The following is a 26,665-nucleotide window of genomic DNA, read 5'->3' on the forward strand; positions in this document are numbered from 1 at the left end:
GCTTAATACTATTAGTGCTGTGGTTCGACGTGATCCCACTAAAGCGCGAGAACTGATCCAACATCTATCTCAGTTCTTTCGCAGTAACCTAAAACAAAATATTGAGGCGGTGACACTCAATGATGAATTGGCTCATGTAAATGCTTACCTGACGATAGAAAAAGCCCGCTTTACTGACCGTTTAGAAGTGGCAATCGATATTGATTCAAGTTTATTGCAACGAAAACTGCCAACCTTTACTTTACAGCCATTAGTGGAGAATGCGATCAAACATGGCATCTCCAATCTACTTGAAGGTGGCGTAGTGCGCATCTACAGCCAACATGAAGAACAAGGCCAGCGCATTGTGGTGGAAGATAACGCTGGCAGTTATATCGAGCCCAATCAGGCACATGCTGGCCTAGGAATGCAAATTGTCGCCAAGCGACTGACCAATAAATTTGGCCACGTAAGCGACCTAAAAATTGATGTAAAAACTAACCAGTACACACGAATGAGCTTCCTCATTCCTAATGATGATCGTTAAGGATTAACCATGCTATCTGCACTTGTGATAGATGATGAATTGTTTGCTCGAGAAGAGTTGACAGAACTACTGGAAGAAACTGGAAAAATAAAGGTCATCGACCAAGCTAGCAATGCGATTGAAGGGCTGAAAAAAATCAATCAACTCAAACCGGATGTGGTTTTCCTCGATATTCAAATGCCGCAAGTGACGGGTATTGAACTGCTAGGAATGTTAGACCCTGACACCATGCCCTACGTAGTCTTTGTTACCGCGTACGATGAGTTCGCCATTCAAGCATTTGAAGATAACGCCTTCGATTATCTTCTTAAGCCGGTCGATATTCAACGATTGGAAAAAACCGTGCAGCGCCTGGTGAAATCAGGTCACCAAAGCCAACAACAAGTCAGCGCTATCGCACCACAAAACCTTGACCAAGTCCCCTGCATCGGCTTAAACCGCATTATGATCATTGCCACCCACGAGATTGAATTTGCTCATAGCGACATCAGTGGTGTACACGTACAAACACCACAACAATCCGCCACCAGCCAATTAACGCTTAAAGTTCTGGAAGAGAAGACGCCTTTGGTGCGCTGCCATCGCCAATACTTAGTTAACGTGAAAGCGATCAAAGAGATCAAATTACTCGAAAATGGACTGGCTGAAATATTAACGCATAGCCAACACCCCATCCCCGTAAGTCGACGCTACTTAAAGCCTCTTAAAGAGCGTTTAGGTTTTCATTAACCAGTAAAAAGACCATTGTGAGCAAAAAGATCATCATGATCCAAAAGCTTCCATATCTATCAGTTGTACGCGTATCTTGCGATCAAAAAGAGCCACATTGCGTGGCTCTTTTTATGACGACATTGTTCCGTTAGCACTCAAGCATGCGCTTCATCGCTTCAGAGGCTTGACGCCACTTTTCACTGCTTTGCAGTTCATTCAAAGAAAAACTCTGCTTCTTCATTAACCCCATCGCTTGCGGGGTTTCCATGATCGGCAAGTTATCCAATACTTCTATTTGTTGGTCGCGATTATTACACAACAATAGCATGTCACATCCCGCCACCAATGCTTGATGAGAGCGCTCAGCAGGCCCGCCCATAATGGCAGCCCCTTCCATATTAAGGTCGTCAGAGAAGACTATCCCTTTAAAGCCCAGTTGCTCACGCAGCACCTGTTTTAGCCAAAACGACGAACCACTCGCAGGCTGATCGTTATAGTTTGAGTAAATAACATGTGCTGGCATCATTGCATCGAGTGTGCCCGCTTCAATTTGCGCTTTAAAGATCGCCATATCCTTTTCAAGAATGCTATCGCGATCGTCGTACGGCGTTTCTAAATGTGAATCCGCCAGTACACCACCATGCCCAGGGAAATGCTTACCGGTCGTCGCCATACCAACAGCCTTCATACCACGCATAAATGCACTGCTGTAGCGCAAGATGCTATCAACATCATCGCCAAAAGCACGATCGCCAATCGCGCGACAATCGTGACCTTTATCCAACACAGGGGCAAAGCTTAAATCGATATCATGAGCAATCAATTCCGCCGCCATCAGCCAGCCACCCAATTCCGCCATTTGTTCGCCCTGAGCTTGCTCACCAAATAACTTCGCGGCAGGAATGCGAGAAAAACCTTCACGAAAACGCTGTACGCGCCCACCCTCTTGATCCACACCGATCAGAATTGGTCGTTTTGCCGCTTTACGGATGGCGGTATTGAGAGCCAACAACTGTTGATTGTCATGATAATTGCGAGAAAATAAAATCACGCCCCCAACCGTGGGGTGCTGCAAAATTTCTTTATCTTCTGCGGTTAACTCATACCCAGCTACATCCAGCCATAACGGACCCATAATTTCTCCTGATTGCGGTCGATTTTCGCTATGCTTTCGAGGTTATTCTGATTGTTCTCGGTTTACAATGGATATGTCACCCTATTGGTAAAAATTGGATATGAATACAAAACAACGCTTTATTGGTGTGATGTCAGGCACCAGCATGGACGGTGTCGACACCGCTCTAGTCGAAATCGAAGGCAACCAAATACAGTTGCTAGCGGCTCATGATTTTCCGATGCCCGAATCACTCAAACAACGGCTGTTGAATATTTGTATTGGTCAGCCAACCAGTTTGGCGGAAATTGGCGAACTCGACCACTTACTCGGCCATCTCTTCGCGGACGCGGTCAATGCGTTATTAACCCAAGCCAATTGTTCCGCCGATAGCATTACTGCCATCGGTAATCATGGCCAAACGGTCTACCACAGGCCAGAAGGTGATGCGCCATTTACCATGCAATTGGGCGACGCAAATATTATTGCGGTTAAAACGGGCATCGATACCGTTGCAGACTTTCGCCGTAAAGACATGGCGCTAGGAGGCCAAGGAGCACCACTCGTACCGGCATTTCATCAATGCCTATTCCAATCAACCGATTCAAGCGTGGTGGTATTAAACATCGGCGGTATCGCTAATATTTCCGTCTTGCGCCCAGACCAAGCGGTGATTGGTTACGATACTGGCCCGGGAAACATGCTAATGGATGCATGGACTCAAAAACATCGCGGGCATAAATACGATGATGGAGCCCAATTTGCGCGACAAGGTGTGGTCAATCAAACACTATTAAACGAATTACTCAGTGAAGCTTACTTTGCTCGCCAAGCACCAAAAAGCACGGGTAGAGAGCTATTTAACTTACCTTGGTTGGAACAAAAGCTGATTGGCCATCAACTGCCTGAGCAGGATGTACAGCGCACTTTGTGTGAATATACCGCGGTTACCATCGCCAACGATGTCGCTCGCTATACCTTAGGTGAACATCCAGAACTTTTAGTATGTGGCGGCGGAGTTCGCAATCCACTACTGATGCAACGCTTGGCAGAGCTACTACCTAATTGGGCTGTAGGTTCAACCCAAGATAAAGGTGTCGACAGTGACAACATGGAAGCCATTGCCTTCGCATGGCTTGCGCAGCGACGCATGCATAATTTGCCGAGTAACCTACCAGAGGTGACCGGAGCAAGTAGTTTGGCGTCACTGGGAGTGCTCTACTACGCCTAAAACTCTATGGTGACAAATACGCAAAAGGCTTGGATAACCAAGCCTTTTTACATCCACCTAGCTAAACATTAGTAGCTATTTTGGTGTTCACTCCAGCCTCGTTGCCACTCCATACGAAACTGCTGTGCATCCTCTGAACCTTCGCACACACCTTCATAATATTGGCCCGACAAGCCAATTTGATACGCAAAGTCAGGATTGCAGTATTCTTCCACACCGCTTAGATACCCTTGGTCATAATCGGCTTGATTCGCTTGACCGAGTTTCGCCAGATCCGAATAAGAGCGTTGAGTATTACCACTCACGCCATCTTGATAACCGACCTGATACCAATCACCCGATTGTACCAGTTGCTCAACAGAACTTGCACACCCAGCCAAAAGGGTAAGCATTGCCACTACTACAAGCTTTCTCATTGTTTTTCCTTGTTGTTCTTACCTACCTCTAGTGTAACCACTAAACACCATGATTGACCACTTACGGTAAATAAGTGGCGAAAAATAAAACCACTTAATAGCAGCAAACACCACTTAACTCACTATACGACCACTCAACTTAAAAGCGAATGTTTCTCGCCTTAAGGACGATTATTATCGACCATGAATCCAATACACAAGGACAGAAATTATGTTGTGGTTTTTAACCTGTGTCGCTGCACTGATTGGCGGTTACTTTATTTACGGCGCTTTCGTTGAGAAAATTTTTGGTATCAACGAGAAGCGTAAAACTCCTGCGCACACCAAAACTGATGGCGTTGACTACGTACCAATGTCGACACCAAAAGTGTATCTCGTTCAATTGCTCAATATTGCAGGCGTTGGTCCTATTTTCGGTCCAATCATGGGCGCACTCTATGGTCCGGCCGCAATGCTATGGATTGTCATCGGTTGTATCTTTGCCGGTGCCGTACATGATTACTTCTCAGGTATGCTTTCGATCCGCAACGATGGTGCTTCTGTCCCAACAATTACAGGTCGTTACCTAGGCAATGGCGCCAAACATTTTATGAACATTTTTGCCATTGTACTGCTGCTTCTTGTCGGTGTTGTGTTTGTTTCTGCTCCTGCAGGAATGATCACTAACCTTATCAACGAGCAAACCAGCCTTGATGTCAGCATGACGACCATGGTAGTGATTATTTTTGCTTACTACATTCTTGCGACGATCGTTCCAGTAGATAAAATCATTGGCCGCTTCTACCCACTATTTGGCGCGCTACTGATCTTTATGTCGGTGGGTCTTATCAGCGCGGTAGCATTCTCGAGCGAGCATCATATTTTGGGCGGCTTTGAGGTGAGTGATATGTTCACCAACTTGAACCCGAATGACATGCCGATTTGGCCTGCTCTGTTTATCACCATCGCTTGTGGTGCTATTTCAGGCTTCCACGCCACTCAGTCACCACTGATGGCACGTTGTATGGAAAATGAAAAGAATGGTCGCTTTGTTTTCTATGGCGCGATGATCGGCGAAGGTATCATTGCTCTAATTTGGTGTGCGATTGCGCTTTCGTTCTTCGGTTCACTAGAAGCACTGCAAGAAGCAGTTGCGAACGGTGGCCCAGGTAACGTGGTTTACAGCGCATCATTTGGTCTTCTAGGCGTATTTGGTGGCATCATCGCTTTCCTAGGCGTGGTTATTCTACCAATCACATCAGGTGATACTGCATTCCGTTCAAGCCGCTTAATCTTGGCTGAATACTTCAACATGGAACAGAAAACCTTGCGTAACCGACTATTGATGGCCGTTCCCCTATTTGTCATCGGTGGTGTATTAACGCAAGTAGACTTCGGTATCATTTGGCGTTACTTCGGCTTTGCCAACCAAGCGACAGCAGTAATGATGCTTTGGACCGCTTCTGCGTACCTATTGCGTCATAACAAGCTGCATTGGATCACAACCATTCCAGCGGTATTCATGACTGCGGTATGTGTCACCTTTATTCTCAACAATAGCACCTTAGGTTTTGGCCTACCGATGCAAGTATCGACCATCTCTGGCGTTATCTTTGCACTCGCAGCGATGGCATATGTGATTAAAATCTCTAAAGGTAAAGGCGATACAGACTTGGTTAATGGTGAGGAAACCGCAGAACAAACTGCGACACCAGTCGAAAGCAAAACGGCTTAACGCTAAGTAATATTTAATAATAACGACACTTGGCTTATCGATAAAAAAAGGCTCCCTCGGGAGCCTTTTTATTGTCTGTTATCTATCAGCATTCAACGGATGAACACTAATCAATTTGTTTAATTTGCAGCTCTTTTGGCACTTCAAAAAACATATTTTCTTCGCGGCCAAGCACCTCTTCAACTGAACGTGTACCAACTAATTCTTTGATACGCTCAAGGATCTTGTTAACCAACTCTTCAGGTGCAGAAGCACCCGCGGTCACACCGACTTTTTTCTTGCCATCAAACCATGCGCTATCAATATCTTCCGGACAATCGGTAAGATAACCTGGCGTACCTAATTTTTCGGCTAACTCTTTCAAGCGAGTTGAATTGGATGAATTTTTCGAGCCCACTACTATCACCACATCCACATCACCGGCCATTTCACGCACCGCATCTTGGCGGTTTTGTGTTGCGTAGCAAATATCATCTTTACGTGGCCCTTGGATCTCAGGGAACACGCGACGCAGCTCGTTGATCACATCGGCAGTTTCATCGACTGATAACGTTGTTTGGCTGACATAGTGCAACTCACTTGGGTCTTTCACCAAGCTCAACAGCCTTTCTACATCTTGTGGCGTTTCAACTAAGTACATGCCGCCTTCGAAGCTTGAATACTGCCCCATAGTGCCTTCCACTTCAGGATGACCTGCGTGACCAATCAGCACCACTTCCATATGCTTGCGACTGGCTCGAGCCACTTCCATATGGACCTTGGTAACCAAAGGACATGTCGCATCAAACACCGTTAATGCGCGCTCTTTCGCTTCTTGACGCACAGCTTGGGAGACACCATGAGCGGAAAAAATAACGATATTGTCATCAGGTACTTCACTGAGCTCTTCCACAAAGATCGCACCACGCTGTTTTAAGCCTTCCACCACAAAGCGATTATGGACCACTTCATGTCGGACATAGATTGGTGGCTGATAAAGTTCTAATGCGCGCTCTACGATGCTAATAGCACGATCAACACCAGCACAAAAACCACGTGGGTTGGCTAACAGGATTTTCATTTCATTGCTCATGGAATTGTTATCTTCTTGGGGCGTTATTCTACTGACAAAATTTCGACTTCAAAAGTCACATCTTGTCCTACTAAAGGGTGATTAAAGTCAACCGTGACCGAATCGCCGGCAATCTCAGTAATAATACCGGGGATCTCCATGCCATCACGACCGCTAAACGCCATAATCGTACCCACTTCAACTTCCGCATTACCGACAAATTTTGCGCGATCCATATAATGAATGTTATCTGGATTTGGCATACCAAAAGCATCAGCAGCGGGTAAATCTATTGCTTTTTTATCGCCGGTTTGTAAGCCAAATAGGCACTGCTCAAAATTCTCACTTAAGCTGCCATCACCAATCACTAACTTAGCGGGTTTACCCATACTATAAGTGCTGTCAGCAACAGAACCGTCTTTCATTTTTATCGTGAAATGCAGCGTTACTGCGGATTGTTGAGCGATTGTTATCACGTTACTGCTTCCTTGTCGTTATTATTATCTTGAGATAATCAATTTCACCAGTTCAATATGGCGAGATCACTGACGGTATGGTTTCAACTCGCCTTGCTTCCTCACCGCGCAATCAGTGCGCTAAAGAGACCAGTACAGAGTCAATCACACCACAACTTAAGCTATCAAGGTATATTAAAAAGCGCTGTCGAATCAACAGACAGCGCTTAGGGTTATTCAAATATTTTGCGATTTAAGCTTTAACTTCTTCTTTCTTACGAAAACCATCAAGAATAATCATCGCCGCGCCAATACAAATCGTACTATCGGCTAAATTAAACGCAGGCCAGTGGTAATCACCCCAGAAGAAATCAAGATAATCGACGACAAACCCATGCACGATACGATCGAAAACATTACCGACCGCCCCGCCAATGATCATGGCATACGCGATGTTATTCCACTTTTCTTTCGCTGGCAGTTTGCTCATCCAATAAGTCAGCATCGCGGTCACAACAAAAGCAATCGCGGTAAAGAACCAGCGCTGCCAACCGGCTTGATCGCTTAAAAAGCTAAAGGCGGCACCATAGTTGTGTACATAGAGAAAATTAAAGAAAGGCAGAACCTCAACTCGATTTGCCCAGCCATAACCCATGTTGTCCATAACAAATAGCTTGATGGCAATGTCCGCGACAAAAATCACCACGGCAAGCCAAAGCCAACGTACACCTGATTGTTTCAGAGAAAAGTTACTCATTTTCTTTTCAATCTCACTTCACTTACCGCTAAAGACTCATTCGGTAAAGTACTTGATAAAAATAACCCCAGTAGATACTGGGGCTATAAATTTTTAATAAAGTTCAATCGCTAAAGCGAGATTAAGCAAACTTACGAACTTCGCCTTCACCATCGACGTTGGTTACACAACGACCACACACCGTTTCGTGTCCAGCAATTGTGCCTACGTCCGCAGTGTGGTGCCAACAACGGTCACACTTCTCGCCTTCTGAAGCCGCAACTTCTACCCACAGACCTTCAATATCCGTTGGCTTAGCCGCATCAGTTTTCTCTGCTAGAGGTTTAACTGCCGCTTTTGACGTTAGCAATACGAAACGTAGTTCGTCTTCAAGTTTATTGATCTTCGCAGCCAGTGCTTCATCAGCAAATAGAGTGATCTCAGCTTGTAGTGCGCCACCAATCACTTTCTCGCTACGTGCCGCTTCTAGAAGCTTGTTCACGCCGCCACGAACCGCTTGGATTTCTGTCCAGAATTCGTTGTTCAGCTCTTCGTTTTCAGCTAGACCAAATAGACCATCGAACCATTCGCCAGTGAAGACGAACTTATCGCGTTGACCTGGCATTTCGTTCCAGATTTCATCTGCAGTGAACGACATGATAGGCGCCATCCAACGAACCAGAGCTTCTACGATGTAGTAAAGCGCAGTTTGACAGCTACGTTGAGCGTGGCCACCACGTTTTGCGGTGTACTGACGGTCTTTAATTACGTCTAGGTAGAATGAACCCATTTCGATTGAACAGAATTGCATTAGACGCTGAGTTACACCATGTGTGTTGTACTCTTCGTATGCTTTCACAATCTCTTCTTGAGCAGCCAGTGCACGACCTACCGCCCAACGATCCAATGCGACCATTTCTTCAGCTGGTACTAAATCAGTTTCTGGGTTGAAACCGTTTAAGTTTGCTAGGAAGAAACGCGCCGTGTTACGGATACGACGGTACGCATCTGCAGAACGTTTTAGGATTTCATCTGAAACTGCAACTTCACCGGTGTAGTCCGTTGAAGCAACCCATAGACGAAGAATATCCGCGCCTAGTTTGTTGGTTACATCTTTTGGAGCCACAACGTTACCGATAGATTTAGACATCTTACGGCCGTGACCATCAACCACGAAACCATGCGTCAGTACTTGTTTGTACGGCGCTACGTCTTTCATCGCGATAGATGAGATCAATGAAGATTGGAACCAACCACGGTGTTGGTCAGAACCTTCAAGGTACAAATCCGCACTATGACCGTTGAATTCTTCACGCGCATCAACAACAGAGTAGTGAGTCACACCTGAGTCAAACCATACGTCTAGCGTATCAAGCACTTTCTCGTAGTTTGCAGCATCTTCAGCACCCATCAACTCAGCAGCATCAACATCCCACCAAGCTTGAATGCCTTTCTCTTCAACTAGTTTTGCTACTTTCTCAATTAGCTCTAGTGAATTAGGGTGCAGTTCCGCCGTTTCTTTGTGAACGAATAGCGCAATTGGCACGCCCCAAGTGCGTTGACGAGAGATACACCATTCAGGACGACCTTCAATCATACCTTCAATGCGACCTTGGCCCCATTCAGGCATCCACTGAACACCTTTGATTGACTCTAGTGCTTTTGCACGTAGGCCAGCTTGATCCATTGAGATGAACCACTGTGGTGTTGCACGGAAGATGATTGGAGTCTTATGACGCCAGCAGTGTGGGTAGCTGTGCTCGTAAGCGTGGTGATGCAGTAACGCGCCTTTTTCTTTAAGCACTTCAAGCACTGAATCGTTCGCTTTGAAAACGTGTTGACCAGCAAATAGCGGAGTATCTGGCAGGTAAACGCCGTTTGAACCTACAGGGTTCGCTACTTCTAGACCGTACTTTTGACCAACCACGAAGTCTTCTTGACCGTGGCCAGGTGCAGTGTGAACCACACCAGTACCTGATTCCGTTGTTACGTGATCGCCAAGGATCGCCGGAACAGTGAAGTCATAGAATGGGTGGTTGAATTGTAGCAGCTCTAGATCCGCACCTTTAACAAAGCCAAGGTTGTGGAAATGCTCAATACCAGCACGATCCATTGCATCTTTCGCCAGCTCAGAAGCCACGATGATACGTTGCGCAGGCTGTTCGCCATTCGCTTCAACTTGAATCAATGCATATTCTAGGTCGTCACGTAGACATACTGCGCAGTTTGCTGGCAGAGTCCATGGTGTGGTTGTCCAGATAACGATTGAAAGCTCGCCTTCACCAGCGTGACCATCAGCAAGTGCAAACTTAGCCAATACCGCAGCTTCATCCGTCGCTGCAAATTTCACGTCGATAGATGGTGACACTTTATCTTTGTATTCAACTTCTGCTTCAGCCAGAGCTGAACCACAGTCTGTACACCAGTGGACAGGTTTGAAACCTTTCAATAGGTGGCCTTTATCGGCAATCTTACCTAGTGCGCGGATGATGTTAGCTTCAGTAACAAAATCCATAGTGCGGTACGGTTTGTCCCACTCGCCCATGATACCAAGACGTTTGAAGCTCTCTTTTTGACCTTCAACTTGACCCGCTGCGTATTCGCGACATTTTTCACGGAATTCTGCTGCCGTTACTTTTTGGCCTGGCTTGCCGACTTTTTTCTCTACCATCAATTCGATTGGTAGGCCGTGACAGTCCCAACCTGGAACGTACGGAGCGTCAAAACCCGAAAGCGTTTTGGATTTAATAATAATGTCTTTAAGAATCTTGTTTAGCGCATGGCCAATGTGAATATCACCGTTGGCGTATGGAGGGCCATCGTGTAATACGAAAGATTTTTTGCCTTTCTTCGCTTTACGGATTTCACCGTAAAGATCTTCTTTATACCAACGCTCAAGCATTTCTGGCTCACGATTGGCCAGATTACCGCGCATTGGGAACCCTGTATCTGGTAGGTTCAGGGTATCTTTATACTCACTCATCGATTCTTAATTCCGTTGTATTGGGCGAAAGTTAGACATTATGGTTAACGGTGGAATAAACCGATTAACGCTTAAACTGACGCAGCCACACCCTTGCTGCCTCAGCATCCAATTCAATTTGCTGTTTTAAAGCATCGAATGATTCAAATTTATGCTCATCACGAAGCTTTTGCAAAAGTACTATTTCTAGTTGCTTGCCATATAAATTGGCCTGGAAGTCAAATAAGTGTACTTCCAGTTGTTGACGAACGCCATTGACCGTCGGTCTTTGACCAATGTTCGCCACCCCTCCTATCACTTGTTCACCAAGCCCTAGCGCCTGTACTACATACACACCTGAGACTGGTGATACACAGCGTTTTAGAGGGATATTTGCCGTAGGAAAACCTATGGTTCTCCCAAGCTTGCGACCGTGTGAAACACGACCACTAATACTATAATCACGCCCTAACATATGCGCCACAGCGGGTAAATCATCTTGCGCAAGAGCATTACGAATTGCGGTGCTGCTAACACGTAGCTGCTGCAAACAAAAACTTTGCGTACTCACGACTTCAAAGCCGTAACGTTTTCCGGCTTGTTGTAACATCGCAAAGTCACCTTTGCGGCCACGGCCAAAACAAAAATCATCACCAATAACGAGAAACTTAACACCCAATCGCTTGACCAACAAGTCGGTAATAAACTCATCCGCCGTTAAGCTGGCGAAATAAGTGTTAAAACTGACACAGAGCAAACGATCAATCTTTAACTTGCTCAGCTGAACAAATTTGTCTCTCAATCGAGTTAAACGCGCCGGTGCTTTATCTTTGGCAAACAACTCCAAAGGCTGAGGTTCAAACGTCATCACCATGGAAGGCAAATTCAACGCCTTGGCTTGCTGGGATACTTGTTCAAGTACCGCCTGATGACCAAGATGAACGCCATCAAAGTTTCCGATGGTAAGCACACACCCTTGATGGTGTGGCTGGATATTGTGAATGCCTCGAATCAATTCCATTGGAAGTTGCTTACTGCCTTTTCAATTTGCACGACGTGAAACCGACGGATTATATACTAATCCTGATACCCAAGTAACCTCAACATGCTTCGTTCAGCGAGAATAACTTGCTTTGCAGCCAAGGCGGCGACTTGTCACTCTCGTGGTTCTAAAGCAAAAGTCGCCAACCTTGTATGCAAGACCACTCCGAAGACTAATCTGTCACCGCTTTAAGATCTTTAAGACGCACGCCTAACACCAGCAGACTAACAAGATAAACGCCCGCTCCGAGGCCAATCAAAAGTGATAGAGCCATCACGCGTTCGACAAAACTCCACGCAAGCCAAACATTGATCTCTTCCAATTGCCACATAATCGCCGCCACCATAGCACCACCAGCAATCACTAAGCGCGCGATAAATAGTAAGGTTCTCTTACTCATCTGGTAGACACCTTGTAGGTGCAAGCCTCTATATAGCAGCGCCATATTGACCAAAGCAGAGAGCGCTGTCGCCATCGCCAGTCCTACATAACCATAGAAATAAGCAAAAATAGCGTTGAACACCATGTTGGTTGTCATCGCGATAATGCCGTACTTCACTGGTGTTTTCGTGTCTTGGCGCGAGTAATAGCCCGGCGCAAGAACCTTGATCAACATAAAGTTCAACAAACCTGACGCATAGGCAAAGAGTGACAGTGAGGCTTGCTGAACGTCATGAGGGGAAAACTCACCGCGCATAAACAGTACCATTAACATCGGTTTCGCCAGCACCATTAAACCCAGCATGGCAGGCAAACCTAGCAAGATAACCATTCGCACGCCCCAATCCATGGTACTGGCAAAGCCTTCACTGTGCGCATCAACGTGCTTGCGAGATAGAGCAGGCAAGATAACGGTGGCAATCGCAATCCCGAACAAACCTAAAGGAAATTCAAGTAAACGATCTGAATAATAAAGCCAGCTGATGGAACCCGTTTGCAGAAAACTGGCAATAAAGGTATCGAGCAGCAAGTTAATTTGGCTAACAGACACACCGAATAACGCAGGGATCATCAGAGTGCGAATTTTTACTACCCCAGGATCACGCCAGCCCCATTGCGGTTTTACCATCACTCCCGCTTTGATCAGGAATGGTATTTGAAAAAGAAATTGCACCAAGCCGCCAAGAAAGACGCCAATCGCTAAACCAATTTCAGGCTGTGACATCTGCGGCGCAATAAACCACGCCGAGAAAATAATCATCACATTGAGAAAAACAGGGGTAAAAGAGGAGACGGCAAATTTTCCGAGAGTATTGAGTATCGCTCCGGAAAGCGCAACAAAGGTGATAAACCATAAATAAGGGAAGGTAATTTTGAGCATAAAGCTCGCCAACTCAAATTTTTCTGCCGCAGGACCACCATTAAGCCAATCTAAAAACCAGCCAAAACCAAACAGTGCCGTTACCACACCTGAACCTAAGACGCCCAGTAAGGTAACAATAGAAACAATAACCCCCAACGTCCCCGCCGCACGAGCAATCAATTGGCGCGTCTTATCCATGTCTCCTTGAGCGTAGTTTTCCGTTAGTACCGGGACAAAGGCTTGTGAAAAAGCCCCTTCAGCAAACAAGCGACGTAAAAAGTTCGGGATTTTATTGGCAAAGAAAAAAACATCCGCGCTGGCGCCCGCGCCCATTAAATTGGCAACAACCACATCACGGACTAAACCAAGCACACGAGAAATTAAAGTCATCGCGCTGACGATCATGCCAGACTTGAGTAGACGTTTACTCACAAACACCTCAAAAATATGCAATACTTGCTTAATCTGACCGAATAGATGAAGGAAAGTCGGATTCAAGGCAGATAAGTATTAGCATTGAAAAAAAAATACTGATAGAATCCCCGCCATCTTAACCGTGATGACCCGTTGAATCCAAAACTTGTTTTGGCCCAGACTGGTTTTTGCACAAATCAATTGACATTTCGGCGCAAATAAGGGATATTCCCTGCCCTTAAATTGTCACCGAACTAAAGTTTTTGGGAGTTAGACCCTTGGCAAATAGTAAATCTGCTAAGAAGCGCGCTATCCAAGCTGAGAAACGTCGCCAGCACAACGCTAGCCGTCGTTCTATGATGCGCACTTACATGAAGAAAACTGTTGCTGCTATCGAAGCAGGCGACAAAGAAGCTGCAACTGCTGCATTTGCATCAGTTACACCAATCCTAGACCGCATGGCGACTAAAGGCCTTATTCATAAGAATAAAGCTGCTCGTCACAAGTCTCGTTTTGTTGCTGCGATCAAAGCTCTTTAATTAGAACTCTGATTCCCAGTAAAGAAAAACCGGCTCACGCCGGTTTTTTTATATCTAAAATTTGCCCATTGGGACTATTTCAGCGATCCCCTCCTCAAGGGCTGCAATAAATATTATGCAACAGCTCTATCATGGCCTTCACTTCTTTACTGCTTAACGTGTAATAAACGGTTTGCGCCTCTTTACGAGTATTCACTAAGCCATCACGACGCAACCAAGCCAAATGCTGAGAGAGTGCGGATTGGCTCAATGCTAATTTATTGCATAACTCACCAACCGACATTTCCTGATTATGCAACAAGCAGAGGATCTGTAGACGCCGTTCGTTCGCCATGGCTTTTAACAACACGACCGCTTGGGTAGAGTTTTTTTCCATCTCTTGCACATTCATCAGGTACTACTCCTTGGAACAGCAAAACTTCTCACAAGAGGTTTTGAGTAAATTGGGCAAAATTATCAATTAGATGTCTCAATGATGTTAATCGATTTAGTTTGGCGAGTAAAAGCGATCAATTAAATAGAGTGCTAAAATTCGCATCACATACATTTTTTACCGCAGGATGCTGGATCATTCTCTCAGCAAATATGACGTAGTACTCTTCTTTTAACTCATCGATATGCCCAATCAACTGCAATGCAATGTCATCACCCACTTCATTCATATATAAAGAAGGGGCAAGAAAAATCACATCTTTATGATATCGAGCAAAAGCTTTCATCAATGCCACATCATCAAACTCCCCCAACACATTCGGCTGAATACCTTGACGATCAAACCATTCAATTACTTTGCGCCCCATCGCTGTACGACTGCCGGGGATCAAAAGCTTACGTTGCTCTAAAATCGCTGGAAAGGAAACATTGTCGACATTACCTGAACAAAAAAAGCTCATACGGCTTTCACCTAGCTTTTTACTAAAAAGTCCAGGACTTTGCCCCGAATCGACAGGGCAATCGGACAAAATCATATCCAATTTGTGCTGCGCCAATTGTTCTAACAGCATTTCATGGGTCGATTCAAAGCAGCGTAAATGAATACTGTTGTCACTCGGGACAGTAGTCATCAAAATTTTACTGACTAAGCGCTTCGACAACGCATCAGCCACGCCGACATCGAACAATAGATTTGAACGTTGACTGTAATTGACAATATCCAGCATCTCATAGCTAAGGCCATACATGCGATCGGCATATTTAAACACTAGCTGTCCAAGTTCAGTCGGTTCAACACTGCGGCCATTACGTTTCGTCAACTTGCCATCCAAACGCTCTTCGAGTGCTTTTATTTGCCCAGTGACGGTTTGTGGCGTGAGAAAGAGCGCATCCGCAGCTTTAGTCACAGAGCCTTGCTTGCAGACCATCCAGAAATAGTACAAATGATTGTAATTTAGGTGAGACATAGTGAGAATTCTTCATCCAACGGTAACGACTAGTTTATAACAAAGCGCTTAGATGACAATGATAACTCGGCAAAACCGAGATATTTACCCTTTAATACATGTTTTTACCGAAATGAATTTGTCATTTATTACAGCGAGCAGTCATAAAAGATCAGAAAAAATGACCAAACACTGACTTTTCTGACATTTTTGTGATTGAATTCAACTAAACAGGCAGGCAATTAAATTCCCTTTAATTCAATAACTTAAATTAAATATAAAACCATTCATACAGACATATTTGCTTACTAAAGGAAAAAAAAACAACGGTTACATCCAACTGTAATATTACTGAAATATTTCCTCCTTACTATCGCCCTCAGATTCAACTTACAGACCAAATCAAACAGTTTACGGTCCAACGGAGAAAAAAATTATGAACCAAGCTACTACTACAGCAGCACCAATCTCGAGCACTGCTCGCTGGTTACGCTGGGCTAACTTGGCATTCATGTTGTACTTACTACTGCTAGCAGTATCAATGGTAGGTACAGGTTTTAAATGGTCAGTCGGTGATCAAGCGAGAGTTCTTTTTGAATTTGCCTCGCACCCGGTCGCTGGCTTAATGATTGGTCTAGTTGCAACTGCACTTATTCAATCATCAAGTACCGTTACTTCTATTATCGTCGGCCTTGTCGCTGGTGGTTTACCTGTAGAGACAGCAATCCCGATGGTCATGGGTGCCAACATTGGTACGACTGTGACAAACACTCTTGTGTCTCTTGGCCACATGCGTTGTAAAGAAGAATTTAAACGTGCATTTGCTAGTGCAACGATTCACGACTTCTTTAACCTGCTTGCGGTAGCTATTTTCTTACCACTTGAGATGATGTTCGGTATTCTGGATAAGATTTCTCATTGGTTAGTATCACCATTGCTAGCGACTGGTGATATGAGCATGGGCGGTTTTGACTTTATCAAGCCAATCACAAAACCGGTGATCAGCGCTATCCAAGGCCCTCTAGGCTCATTTGGTAACACGGTTGGCGGTGTACTGCTGATTGTTCTAGGTATCGCGACTATCTTCGTAGCTATCACTGTAATGGGTAAGCTAATGAAAGGCCTAATGGTTGGCCGCGCTCGTGATATCTTGAAGAACGCAATTGGTCGTGGCCCTATCCACGGTATCGTTTCAGGTTCAATCGTAACGGTTCTTGTGCAATCTTCTTCTACAACAACTAGCCTAATGGTTCCACTTGTTGGTACTGGCGTGTTGAAAGTTCGTGATGTTTACCCGTTCACTCTTGGTGCGAACATCGGTACGTGTATTACAGCGCTACTTGCAGCAACAGCAGTATCTGGTGAGTTCGCCGTATTCGCTCTGCAAATCGCTCTAGTACACCTAGTGTTCAACCTGCTGGCTACAGTATTCATCTTTGGTAACCCGTTCCTACGTGAGATTCCAGTGAAGTGTGCTGAGTTCCTTGCGGAAATGGCAATCAAAAACAAAGCAGTTGTTGCAGCATACTTACTATTCGTATTCATCGTGCTGCCAGGTGCAATCCTAGCGCTGACTGTATAATAAAACGAACAACACCTTTGCTTGCTAAGCCCTCGACGAAAGTCGGGGGCTTTTTTGTTCTTTGAAGAAAAAAGAATCGAGAGCGCTGCGCTTTGAGAGGCTAGAAGAGAGTCGAGAATCTAGAGATGAGAATCGAGAAAAAAGAAGGAACGCTTCGCTGCGATAAGCGAGAAGCGAGAGACTGAAAAGAGCGTCAGGATCTAGAATCGGGAAAGGCAACTGGATCGGTAATTGGTGGCTTTATCATCTCCAACACACCAAGGGCTAGACGCCCTATCATGTGCTAACGAACTGTAGGGAATGCTACCAGTACACTTAATCGTGGTAAAAAATCGGCTACCTATATCAAGAGATGCAGCCAAGTTAATAATCTGTCGTTTGATTTCGTTCTACAAACCAATGGTAATCCCCGTCATCATTCTCAAATGACACTGTCGAGTCCCCATCCCGATTCCCAACTCTCTACCTCTCGACTATCCAATTCTCGCTTCTCAATTCTGCTCCCCCCTTCTGCAAGGCAAAAAAAAGACTGACACTCGGTCAGTCTTCTCTCTTATCGCTCTTGGGGGTTAAACCGAGAACGGGAATTTAATTGCTTCGTGTGACTCGTAGCCTTCGACCCAAAAATCATCCAAAGTTACCCATGTTTCTAGGTCTTCCAGTGACTTAATTTCTGGGTTGATGTGGAAGGTCGCGGGCGCAAGTGGTTCACGCTTTAGCTGCACATCACGCATCAGCTCTAACTGATCTTCGTAGATATGCGCGTTAACAATCTTGTGGTAAGCGACACCCGCTTTCTTGCCGGTGATTTGCGCCATGATCGCGAGGAAGACGTAAACCTGAACCATATTGAAGTTCAAGCCAAGAGGTACATCACATGAACGCTGCGTACTGTTTAGATACAGGGTATCGCCAAGCAGTGAAAAATGGTGGCTGTACATACAAGGACGCAAGCAACCCATGTGGAACTCACCCGGATTATAGAAATTAAGAATTTCACCACGGTCATCCACACCGCGCGTTAGATCATCAACGATTTTACGCAATTGGTCGATATGGCCACCATCTGGCTTCGCCCACGCACGGCCTTGAACACCATATACGCGGCCCATATCATCTTCACCTTTGCGGTATGCGTTATTGATCCAAGCATCGTTTAAGTTGGCATTGGCATCCCATGTTTTGGTGCCTAGCTTACGAAAATCTTCTGCATTGTCGTAGCCACGAATGTAGCCAAGTAGCTCTGCGACCGCTGATTTCCAAAAGCTCTTACGCGTCGTTACTAGCGGGAATTGGTTGTTAGCCACATCGTAGGTCAAATCGGCATTAATCACCGTAAGGCAGCGCTTACCGGTACGTTCGTTTGCAACCCACTCACCATGGTCAACAATTCGCTGACAGAGATCTAAATACTGTTTCACACCAATTCCTTACTTCGCTTTTTGTTGGGGTAATTCGTCTTTGTAGTAGCCACGCTTGTATGCCCATACCATCATCGAAATACCAATAATGATCATCGGCGATGATAGGATTTGTCCCATCGAGATAAATCCACCAAACAAGCCTAGCTGCGCATCGGGCTCACGTACATATTCGACTAAGAAACGGAATGTACCATAACCGGCTAAGAAGAGACCTGATACAGATCCAAGTGGACGTGGCTTTTTAATAAACCAGTTCAAAATAAAGAACAGCACGATCCCTTCTAGTGCCATCTCATATAACTGAGAAGGATGGCGTGGCAGAGGGCCACCATTCGGGAAGACAATTGCCCAAGGCACATCAGTCACTCGACCCCAAAGCTCACTGTTCATGAAGTTACCCATGCGTCCCATGCCTAAACCAAATGGCACTAATGGCGCAATAAAATCAGCCACACCAAAGAACGTACGGCCATTTTTACGTGCATACCAGAACATTGCGGTAATCACGCCAAGTAAGCCGCCATGGAATGACATACCACCGGTCCACACTTTGAATAGGTAAAGTGGGTCTTGCAGAAATAAATCAAAATTATAAAACAGCACGTAGCCAATACGGCCACCAATCACCACGCCCAAGAAGCCAGCAAACAGCAAATCAGACACTTGTTCACGCGTCCAACCACTACCAGGCTTATCCGCACGACGATTCGCTAACCATAAAGCAAAAGCAAAACCGATCAGGTACATCAAGCCGTACCAACGAATAGAAAGTGGGCCGATGGAAACTAAAACAGGATCGATATTAGGAAATTCAAAGTATCCCTGAGACATAAACAGATAACTCTTGTAATGATTGATTTAGATGAGATTACGTTATAGCAGCATAGTTCCCGCTACAAACATCAAAAATAGTGCAAAGATTTTTTTCAGTACTGTTGTTGGCAGTGAAGTGGCCAATTTAGCTCCAACACGCGTAGTCAACATTGACGTTGAAGCAATCGCAGCCAATGCTGGCAAATAGACATAACCCACGCTGTACTGCGGTAAGTTTTCTGCGCTATAGCCATTGAGGATAAAGCCTATCATGCCTGAGATGGCAAGAACACAGCCGCACACAGAGGAAGATCCAACAGCTTTACGCATTTCAACGCCATGACGATTAAGAAATGGGACAGATAATGAGCCGCCACCTATTCCTGCCAAGCTGGAAACAAGGCCAATACCAGAGCCATACAGCGTGGTTAAACTACTGGATGGCATCTTTCTTTGAGTAGTGCTTTTCATCGTTAGAAGCATCTGTAGCGCCAAGCAAAGCACAATGACACCAAACACCTTAGGTAAATAGTGTGAGGGAATCCACTCAGCGATATTTGCGCCAATAAAACCGCCAACAACCACCCCAGGCATTAGCCATTTAATGACAAACATATCGACATTACCCAGCTTTAAATGATTTAAAGCCGACGATCCGGAAGTAACAATGATTGTTGCGAGGGAGGTTGCCAGTGCAATATTCATTGTAATCGCCGCATCAATCCCCGCTTGCGGCAATAAAATTAACAGTGCAGGTACGACAATTAAGCCACCACCGATACCAAGTAAACCCGCCATCACACCGACAAATGATCCGAGCAATAGCATTAGGATCAGCAATTCTACATTCACTTGGAGCCCTTATTTATTACCGGCGCGGATAAAGCCGGAGAAGCCTTTCTGCTCAAAGAAGTTTTCCATCATAGTATAAATATCTTTACCATATGGCTGCATCAAGGCTTTGTCAGCTAACTGTTTTAATTCTTCTATTTGAGTATGACGCAGCAGATACTTCACTTTAGCAACGTTGGAAGTATTCATGCTTAAACTGCGGTAGCCTAATCCCACCATCAGTAACGCCCCAATCGGGTCACCGGCCAACTCGCCACAAATACACACTGGCAGCTTCAGTTGACCACACGTGTGATGAATATGATTCAACGCCATGATCACCGCTGGGTGCATCGATTCATACACATCTGATACACGTGAATTATTCCGATCCACCGCAAGAAGATATTGGGTTAAATCGTTGGTTCCCACCGACACAAAATCAACTTTATCGGCAATTAATGGCAGCAAGTAAAGCATCGATGGCACTTCAATCATGATGCCAATGCTTGGCCTTACGATCCGTTCATCAAGCGTCGATAGCTCTTGAAATGCCTGTTCAATAAACACAATCGCGTCATCGAGTTCTTGAGCTCCAGACACCATCGGCAGCAAAATACTCAAATTTTGAGTATCAGCGCTAGCCTTCATCATGGCACGAATTTGCATCAAAAAGATATCCGGGTGATCAAGGGTAAAACGAATACCACGCCAGCCTAAAAATGGATTATCTTCTTCAATCGGCAAATAAGGCAACGCTTTATCACCACCAATATCAAGTGTACGCATCACGACTCGTTTATCGGGATAGGTACTTAATACAGTTTGATATTGTTGGGTTTGTTCTTCTTCTGATGGAAAACGATGTTGCAGCAGAAAACTGATTTCAGTTCGATACAGCCCCACGCCATCAACACCTTGATTGACCGCAATATTGGCATCGGCGCTTAAACCAGCATTGAGCAAAATTTCGATACGCTCGCCATCGGCGGTGGCAGCCGCTTCCTCAATACGTTGATTAACCACGTTGGCTAATTCACGCTCTTCATTGGCCAGTGCACGATATTCTTTGAGTAGCTGTCGACTTGGTGAAACTAAAATTTTCCCGCTGTAGCCGTCAACAATCCCTTTTTTACCATTAATACTATCAAGGTTGAGATTAACACCCATTACCGCTGGAATACCCAAAGCGCGCGATAGGATCGCCGCATGAGAGTTAGCCGCGCCCTCTAACGATATTACTGCTAATAACTTATCTTTCGGGATCGACGCTATCAGTGAAGCGGTCAGTTCGCGCACCACCAAAATAACCGGTTGTTCAAAGTAATATTGCTCTTGCTCAGCATTGTGGAGGAAAAATAACAAACGCTGACCAAGCTCACGCACATCTTGCGCGCGCTCTTTCAAATAACCATCGCTCATTCGAGCAAAGCGGTTCGAGTACGTTTCCACCACTTGTCGTACAGCCCAATCGGCGCGATCGCCTTCTTGAATTTGCGCTTTGAGATCACGACGCAACATCGGATCATTGAGCAAGTGAGTGAACAAATCAAAAATAGCTAAGGTTTCTTTATTGATTTCGTTATCGAGCTTTTTGCGCATGCGGCGAAAATCACTCAATGCCTCTTCAATCGCCAACATGAGCCTCTCTTGTTCTCGCTCAATATCAAGCGTCGAAGCAGGACGCACGTCACTTAACTGTGGTTGGGAGTCATCCCACCAGAAAGAGCCTATCGCAACACCAGACGAGGCGGGAATCCCCTTAATCGCCTGTTGTTTTTTCTCTAACCGCCACTGGCCTTGAGTTTGTGCATGAGCAATGATCACAGCTAGCTGCGCCGCTAGCGTAACCAGGAAGGACTCTTCCATTTCGTCAAATTGGCGAGGCGCTTTTTGCTGAACAACCAACACTCCCAGAACTTGCTTACGATAGATGATCGGTGTGCCAAGAAAGCTCTGGTAGACCTTTTCGCCCAGCTGAGAAAAGTATTTGTAATTGGGGTGTTTCGACGCTTCAGCAAGGTTTAATGGCTCGGCACTGCGTTTGACCAGCCCAACTAAACCTTCTTTAAAATGGATGTGTATTTTGTTGCCTTTGAAACGCAAACCTTGAGTTGCCATCAACTCAAGGCGCTGCATTTCTTCATTGGCAAGGTAGATGGTGCAACACTCGGTATTCATCGCGAGACACGTTTGTTGAACCAATAGCTGCAACGCGCTATGCACGTTTTCTACTTTGGAAACTTGTTCAACTATGTCCCTTAGTTGAGAAAGCATCGCTACCCTCTTCGCGGTTTACGCTTACCTTTTGCTCGACGTTCTTTAAACGGCATAGCCATGGAAGCAAACTCTTTCATCGCACGACGATAAACATCGCGTTTAAAAGAGACGACTTGACGTACTGGGTACCAATAACTCACCCAACGCCAACCATCAAACTCAGGGGAATTGCCACGTTGCATGTTGATTTTTGATTCATCACAATCCAAACGTAGCAGAAACCATTTCTGTTTTTGGCCGATACAAACAGGCTTTGAATCCCACCGAACCAATCGTTTGGGTAACTTATATCTTAACCAATGACGACTAGTTGCAACGATTTTTACGTCTTGCTTGGTGAGACCAACCTCTTCATACAATTCACGATACATGGCTTGCTCTGGATTCTCACCATCATCGATTCCCCCTTGGGGAAATTGCCATGAGTGTTGTCCGTATCGTTTAGCCCAGAAGACCTGACCATGGTTGTTACAGATTACAATTCCCACATTTAAGCGGTAACCATCGCCATCTATCACTGGCCAACCTCAAATAAAATCTTTAATTACAGCAATTTTTCCACATATCCCCAAGCGGAGCAAACTTACTAGTGTGACTAACTCAGAAATTATCACCGAATATCGCTAAACTGGATAACTAATCATCAGATATGCGGTTATTCACACATTAGTGAGACATAGCCCACATTTATTCACCTTTTCTGTGTATAACTATGTGAAAAAGCAATCAACAAGTGGAAAGCTCAAAAACACACTTAGTTTGCGCAACAATAAACATCAAATAACACCTGAAACTTAACCAATAAAAACAACAAGTTAAACCAAAAGTAAGAATCCAAACGGCTATTAAAAATCAAGCGGTTAATATTAAATTACAGATCGGTCAAAGATCAACCAGCAGGGTGTTTATCCACACATGAGTGAAAAAGAAATCCAATACCCTTGGAAAATCAAGCGTTATATCCGCATAAAAACCTGTTAATTCATACATGTGTCACTAAGATCAATAATTTTTGTCATTTGCTTGTGGATAAGCGATGAATGATGATCTTTTCAGCAAGTCGACGAGATTGGCAGCAAGTCGCTATTTTTTTAGATCTCGCTACAATATCTCTAACTCAATCTCGATATGACACGATGAAGCCAGAACCAAAATCCGAACAAGAGCTGCTAACACGAGCACGTGACATTGCAGGACTCACTTTTGCCGAGCTCGCCCACGAAGCGAATATTCCAATCCCCGCCGATCTTCGCCGAGATAAAGGCTGGGTCGGACAGCTACTGGAATGGCATTTAGGAGCCACAGCGGGCAGTAAACCACAACAAGATTTTGAATCGCTCGGCATCGAACTCAAAACAATCCCGATTGGCTATCATGGTAAACCATTAGAAACCACGTTTGTCTGCGTCGCACCGTTAACAGGTGTCCATGGATTAACGTGGCAACAAAGTCATGTTCGCAATAAGCTATCACGCGTACTGTGGGTGCCCGTTGAAGGAGAACGTGAAATCCCACTGGCTGAACGTCGCGTTGGCTCACCTTTAATTTGGTCACCAAGCCAAGAAGAAGAGTTGCAACTGCAAACCGACTGGGAGGAGTTAATGGAATTGATCGTGTTAGGTCAAGTGGAAAAAATCACCGCGAAACATGGTGAAGTATTGCAGCTCCGCCCAAAAGCGGCCAACAGCAGAGCGCTCACTGATGCCTATGGTGCCAGTGGCAAAGCCATCAAAACCCTACCTCGTGGATTTTATTTACGCACCCAGTTTACCGCTAAAATTCTCAGTAATTACTACGCCTAAAGCCATACTTCGCCGATAACAGTGCCAGTTAGTCACGACGCTTAATGCGTCATTAATGACATTTCAATATCGTGATACATAGGACCATCGCTGGCACCAAATTCATCGTAAGCATTATGTAAGCGTAAATAAGCGCGTTCGACGCCTAACCGCAATAACTCATCTTTTACTTGATCCAAAGACTCGAAATGAATCGGTTCATTATCAATCATGACGGGTTCAACCTTATGCTTATACTCAACCGCAAGTAGATAGCACGAGAGATCAGAACAACTGATGACAAACACTTTCGGTGGCTGATAACTTGCTTGATGAAAACCATGAATCCACTTATCTAATTGCTTACGATGCATAACGCCCCCTACGGTATTGATTAACGGCAGTGAGTACACTTTTGCAGCTTCGCTCTCTTCCGTGAAATAAACACTCCCTTAACAAGTATAGAAACAGAATTGTCATTTTGTGCTTTAGCTCTTTGGAACGACATAAAAGCTGACTTATATTGACCTAGAGGGCTGAGTGTCTCCACTTACCCAGACTAACGACTGTCATAAAAAACCGTCATTTAAGACAAGGAAGGCTCATGATCTATCACAAACTGCCGCATTCTAATTTGGAAATCAGCAAGATTTGCTTAGGTACGATGACATTCGGCGAGCAAAACAGCCAAGCGGACGCCTTTAACCAGCTTGATTACGCGTTTGAACGAGGCGTCAATTTTATTGATACCGCTGAGATGTATCCGGTACCACCCAAAGAAAAAACCCAAGGGGCGACCGAACAATGCATTGGCAATTGGCTGGAAAAATCAGGCAAGCGTGAAAAAGTGGTGATTGCCACTAAAGTCGCCGGGCCACGCAATGTGCCCTATATTCGTGATGATATGAAGTTAGACCGACGTCATATTCATCAAGCCATTGACGATAGCCTGACACGATTAAAAACCGATTATGTCGACTTGTACCAACTGCACTGGCCACAGCGTCAAACCAATACGTTTGGCCAACTTAATTACCCTTATCCAAACGAGCAACAAGAAGTCAGTTTAATCGAAACCTTAGAAGCTCTTGCCGAATTGGTTCGCGATGGAAAAGTGCGTTATATCGGTGTTTCCAATGAAACACCGTGGGGTGTGATGAACCTACTTAAGTTGGCAGAAAAACATGACCTACCAAGAATCGTTTCAATTCAAAATCCCTACAACCTCTTAAATCGTAGTTTTGAAGTTGGCTTGGCAGAGATAAGCCATCTAGAAGGGGTCGAACTATTGGCTTATTCACCACTCGCCTTTGGTTGTTTAAGTGGAAAATATCTCAATGGTCAACGGCCTGAAGGTGCTCGTTGTTCTGTGTTTGAACGCTTTGTTCGTTACTTTACGCCACAAGGCATTGCCGCAACTCAAGCGTACGTTGAACTTGCCCACGATCTCGGATTAGCTCCTGCGCAAATGGCTCTAGCGTTTGTCAACCAGCGTCCATTTGTTGCCGCTAACATCATAGGGGCGACAACAATGGAACAGCTGAAAATGAATATTGATAGTGTTTCTATCACGTTAAGTGATGCGATACTTACGGACATTCAAGCAATTGGGACCACTTACTCCAATCCTTGCCCTTAATGAAATCTGGGGTGAACCAAGCTTATAGGCTCACCCCTTTCATTACGTCGTTATTCGAGCAGTTAAGACTCGACGAAGGTGACGGATTCGGCGCTCGGCCGTAATTTGTGGCGCTTCGCTTCGGCCGATTGGGCGACCATCAAGGTCTAGGCCTATATCGCGCAATAGGTGCTCGTTATGCCAAGGAATATCATAGGCACTGCGACGTACTTTACGTTTCCATGCTCGATCTTCACGACGTAAATCGGCCTTCACGAGCACGGTGGCAAGTTTTAGATAAATTGAATGACTCATGGTTTTTCTCCAGTTTTTCGATTTTGCTGGGAAAAAGGCCACAAATTAAAAATAGAAAATTTGACTATTTAATCAGCTGCCTTGTTTCCACAGCCAATTAATATTGGTGTACGGATTATTGTTTTGCGTGTTTCGATTTTCGATCGCAACAAATGCTGGCCATAGTTGAGAAACCATTCAGTTTCCCCATGGGATCGATAAAGGCGCAAACGGTTTGAATGACAGTGAACTGTTTCATTGTGCGCCTCCTAGCAAAGTAATAATCCAATATATTTTGAGGGTATGAGCTTAAAGCTCATGGTTAAATTTTATGCAGATAAGAATAATATTCAACCACCAATTGTTAAAAAAATGAAAAACAATTTTTTAACCTAAAATTAAGTCCTCAGATGGGAAAAGAATAAGATATTTCTCTTGGAAATAACTCT

26 protein-coding genes are annotated in these 26,665 nt (G+C 45.0%); 8 read left to right on the forward strand and 18 right to left on the reverse strand.

The window, feature by feature from the left end; all coding sequences use genetic code 11:
- Together RH85_RS06835 and btsR are read left to right on the forward strand one after the other, a co-directional pair.
- On the forward strand, positions 1–526 hold a 526-nt coding region (locus RH85_RS06835), incomplete at its 5' end, for a sensor histidine kinase (protein ID WP_006711477.1).
- 9 nt (positions 527–535) lie between these two features.
- Positions 536–1,255, forward strand: a complete 720-nt coding sequence (gene btsR / locus RH85_RS06840; RefSeq protein ID WP_006711478.1) for a two-component system response regulator BtsR — start codon at positions 536–538, stop codon at positions 1,253–1,255.
- A 130-nt stretch (positions 1,256–1,385) separates the two neighbouring features.
- Here the strand turns inward: btsR and nagZ are convergent, their stop codons facing one another.
- Positions 1,386–2,372, reverse strand: coding sequence for a beta-N-acetylhexosaminidase (gene nagZ, locus RH85_RS06845; protein WP_006711479.1), 987 nt, complete (start codon positions 2,370–2,372; stop codon positions 1,386–1,388).
- A gap of 100 nt (positions 2,373–2,472) precedes the next feature.
- Between nagZ and RH85_RS06850 the strand changes: the two genes are divergently transcribed.
- Positions 2,473–3,582, forward strand: coding sequence for an anhydro-N-acetylmuramic acid kinase (locus tag RH85_RS06850; RefSeq protein ID WP_006711481.1), 1,110 nt, complete (start codon positions 2,473–2,475; stop codon positions 3,580–3,582).
- Positions 3,583–3,650: 68 nt separating this feature from the next.
- Here the strand turns inward: RH85_RS06850 and RH85_RS06855 are convergent, their stop codons facing one another.
- Complete coding sequence (locus tag RH85_RS06855; protein ID WP_006711482.1) at positions 3,651–3,998, reverse strand: DUF2799 domain-containing protein; 348 nt, start codon at positions 3,996–3,998, stop codon at positions 3,651–3,653.
- Positions 3,999–4,209: 211 nt separating this feature from the next.
- Here RH85_RS06855 and RH85_RS06860 point away from each other — a divergent pair, with 211 nt between their 5' ends.
- Complete coding sequence (locus tag RH85_RS06860) at positions 4,210–5,712, forward strand: carbon starvation CstA family protein (protein WP_006711483.1); 1,503 nt, start codon at positions 4,210–4,212, stop codon at positions 5,710–5,712.
- Between the two features lie 106 nt (positions 5,713–5,818).
- On the opposite strand, the gene ispH is transcribed toward RH85_RS06860, so the two are convergent.
- The 6 genes from ispH to murJ all read right to left on the reverse strand — a co-directional run bounded on the left by ispH (position 5,819) and on the right by murJ (position 13,693).
- Positions 5,819–6,784, reverse strand: a complete 966-nt coding sequence (gene ispH / locus RH85_RS06865; protein ID WP_006711484.1) for a 4-hydroxy-3-methylbut-2-enyl diphosphate reductase — start codon at positions 6,782–6,784, stop codon at positions 5,819–5,821.
- A 23-nt stretch (positions 6,785–6,807) separates the two neighbouring features.
- Complete coding sequence (gene fkpB, locus RH85_RS06870) at positions 6,808–7,239, reverse strand: FKBP-type peptidyl-prolyl cis-trans isomerase (protein WP_006711485.1); 432 nt, start codon at positions 7,237–7,239, stop codon at positions 6,808–6,810.
- A gap of 232 nt (positions 7,240–7,471) precedes the next feature.
- Positions 7,472–7,975, reverse strand: coding sequence for a signal peptidase II (gene lspA / locus RH85_RS06875; RefSeq protein ID WP_006711486.1), 504 nt, complete (start codon positions 7,973–7,975; stop codon positions 7,472–7,474).
- Positions 7,976–8,096: 121 nt separating this feature from the next.
- The gene (gene ileS, locus RH85_RS06880; RefSeq protein ID WP_006711487.1) at positions 8,097–10,937 is read right to left on the reverse strand and encodes an isoleucine--tRNA ligase; all 2,841 of its coding nucleotides are present in this window, start codon (positions 10,935–10,937) and stop codon (positions 8,097–8,099) included.
- Between the two features lie 64 nt (positions 10,938–11,001).
- Positions 11,002–11,937, reverse strand: a complete 936-nt coding sequence (gene ribF / locus RH85_RS06885; RefSeq protein WP_006711488.1) for a bifunctional riboflavin kinase/FAD synthetase — start codon at positions 11,935–11,937, stop codon at positions 11,002–11,004.
- A 193-nt stretch (positions 11,938–12,130) separates the two neighbouring features.
- Positions 12,131–13,693 carry a murein biosynthesis integral membrane protein MurJ gene (gene murJ, locus RH85_RS06890; RefSeq protein WP_039948791.1) on the reverse strand — a complete coding sequence of 521 codons (1,563 nt, stop codon included), beginning with the start codon at positions 13,691–13,693 and terminating at the stop codon, positions 12,131–12,133.
- A 260-nt stretch (positions 13,694–13,953) separates the two neighbouring features.
- Between murJ and rpsT the strand changes: the two genes are divergently transcribed.
- Positions 13,954–14,214 carry a 30S ribosomal protein S20 gene (gene rpsT, locus RH85_RS06895; RefSeq protein ID WP_005596135.1) on the forward strand — a complete coding sequence of 87 codons (261 nt, stop codon included), beginning with the start codon at positions 13,954–13,956 and terminating at the stop codon, positions 14,212–14,214.
- 94 nt (positions 14,215–14,308) lie between these two features.
- Here rpsT and RH85_RS06900 read toward each other — a convergent pair whose 3' ends face one another.
- Positions 14,309–14,605 carry an ArsR/SmtB family transcription factor gene (locus tag RH85_RS06900; protein WP_006711490.1) on the reverse strand — a complete coding sequence of 99 codons (297 nt, stop codon included), beginning with the start codon at positions 14,603–14,605 and terminating at the stop codon, positions 14,309–14,311.
- 118 nt (positions 14,606–14,723) lie between these two features.
- Positions 14,724–15,614 (reverse strand): transcriptional activator NhaR, encoded by an 891-nt coding sequence (gene nhaR / locus RH85_RS06905; protein WP_006711491.1) that lies wholly within the window; start codon positions 15,612–15,614, stop codon positions 14,724–14,726.
- 415 nt (positions 15,615–16,029) lie between these two features.
- Here nhaR and RH85_RS06910 point away from each other — a divergent pair, with 415 nt between their 5' ends.
- Complete coding sequence (locus RH85_RS06910; protein ID WP_006711492.1) at positions 16,030–17,175, forward strand: Na/Pi symporter; 1,146 nt, start codon at positions 16,030–16,032, stop codon at positions 17,173–17,175.
- 569 nt (positions 17,176–17,744) lie between these two features.
- Here the strand turns inward: RH85_RS06910 and RH85_RS06915 are convergent.
- Genes RH85_RS06915 through rppH form a run of 5 tightly spaced genes read right to left on the reverse strand, consistent with a single transcriptional unit; the run spans position 17,745 to position 23,041 of the window.
- On the reverse strand, positions 17,745–18,596 hold the full coding sequence (locus RH85_RS06915; RefSeq protein ID WP_006711493.1) for a thymidylate synthase: 852 nt from the start codon (positions 18,594–18,596) through the stop codon (positions 17,745–17,747).
- Between the two features lie 9 nt (positions 18,597–18,605).
- Entirely contained in the window at positions 18,606–19,430 is an 825-nt protein-coding gene (gene lgt, locus RH85_RS06920) for a prolipoprotein diacylglyceryl transferase (RefSeq protein ID WP_006711494.1), read from the reverse strand.
- 42 nt (positions 19,431–19,472) lie between these two features.
- The gene (locus RH85_RS06925) at positions 19,473–20,240 is read right to left on the reverse strand and encodes a sulfite exporter TauE/SafE family protein (RefSeq protein ID WP_006711495.1); all 768 of its coding nucleotides are present in this window, start codon (positions 20,238–20,240) and stop codon (positions 19,473–19,475) included.
- A 33-nt stretch (positions 20,241–20,273) separates the two neighbouring features.
- Positions 20,274–22,520: a phosphoenolpyruvate--protein phosphotransferase gene (ptsP, locus tag RH85_RS06930; RefSeq protein ID WP_006711496.1), complete on the reverse strand. Its 2,247-nt coding sequence runs from the start codon at positions 22,518–22,520 to the stop codon at positions 20,274–20,276.
- Between the two features lie 2 nt (positions 22,521–22,522).
- Entirely contained in the window at positions 22,523–23,041 is a 519-nt protein-coding gene (gene rppH, locus RH85_RS06935) for an RNA pyrophosphohydrolase (protein ID WP_006711497.1), read from the reverse strand.
- Between the two features lie 618 nt (positions 23,042–23,659).
- Here rppH and mutH point away from each other — a divergent pair.
- Positions 23,660–24,325 (forward strand): DNA mismatch repair endonuclease MutH, encoded by a 666-nt coding sequence (gene mutH, locus RH85_RS06940; RefSeq protein WP_006711498.1) that lies wholly within the window; start codon positions 23,660–23,662, stop codon positions 24,323–24,325.
- 41 nt (positions 24,326–24,366) lie between these two features.
- Here the strand turns inward: mutH and RH85_RS06945 are convergent, their stop codons facing one another.
- Positions 24,367–24,678 carry a DUF6482 family protein gene (locus tag RH85_RS06945; protein WP_006711499.1) on the reverse strand — a complete coding sequence of 104 codons (312 nt, stop codon included), beginning with the start codon at positions 24,676–24,678 and terminating at the stop codon, positions 24,367–24,369.
- Positions 24,679–24,908: 230 nt separating this feature from the next.
- Between RH85_RS06945 and RH85_RS06950 the strand changes: the two genes are divergently transcribed.
- Positions 24,909–25,943, forward strand: a complete 1,035-nt coding sequence (locus tag RH85_RS06950) for an NADP(H)-dependent aldo-keto reductase (protein ID WP_006711500.1) — start codon at positions 24,909–24,911, stop codon at positions 25,941–25,943.
- A gap of 42 nt (positions 25,944–25,985) precedes the next feature.
- Here the strand turns inward: RH85_RS06950 and RH85_RS06955 are convergent, their stop codons facing one another.
- A complete protein-coding gene (locus tag RH85_RS06955; protein WP_006711502.1) occupies positions 25,986–26,237 on the reverse strand; it encodes a hypothetical protein in 252 nt (83 codons plus the stop codon).
- Positions 26,238–26,352: 115 nt separating this feature from the next.
- The gene (locus RH85_RS23610; protein WP_277422396.1) at positions 26,353–26,475 is read right to left on the reverse strand and encodes a hypothetical protein; all 123 of its coding nucleotides are present in this window, start codon (positions 26,473–26,475) and stop codon (positions 26,353–26,355) included.
- Between the last annotated feature and the right edge of the window lie 190 nt (positions 26,476–26,665).

Source organism: Vibrio ichthyoenteri ATCC 700023, from assembly GCF_000222605.1.
GTDB classification, from domain to species: domain Bacteria; phylum Pseudomonadota; class Gammaproteobacteria; order Enterobacterales; family Vibrionaceae; genus Vibrio; species Vibrio ichthyoenteri.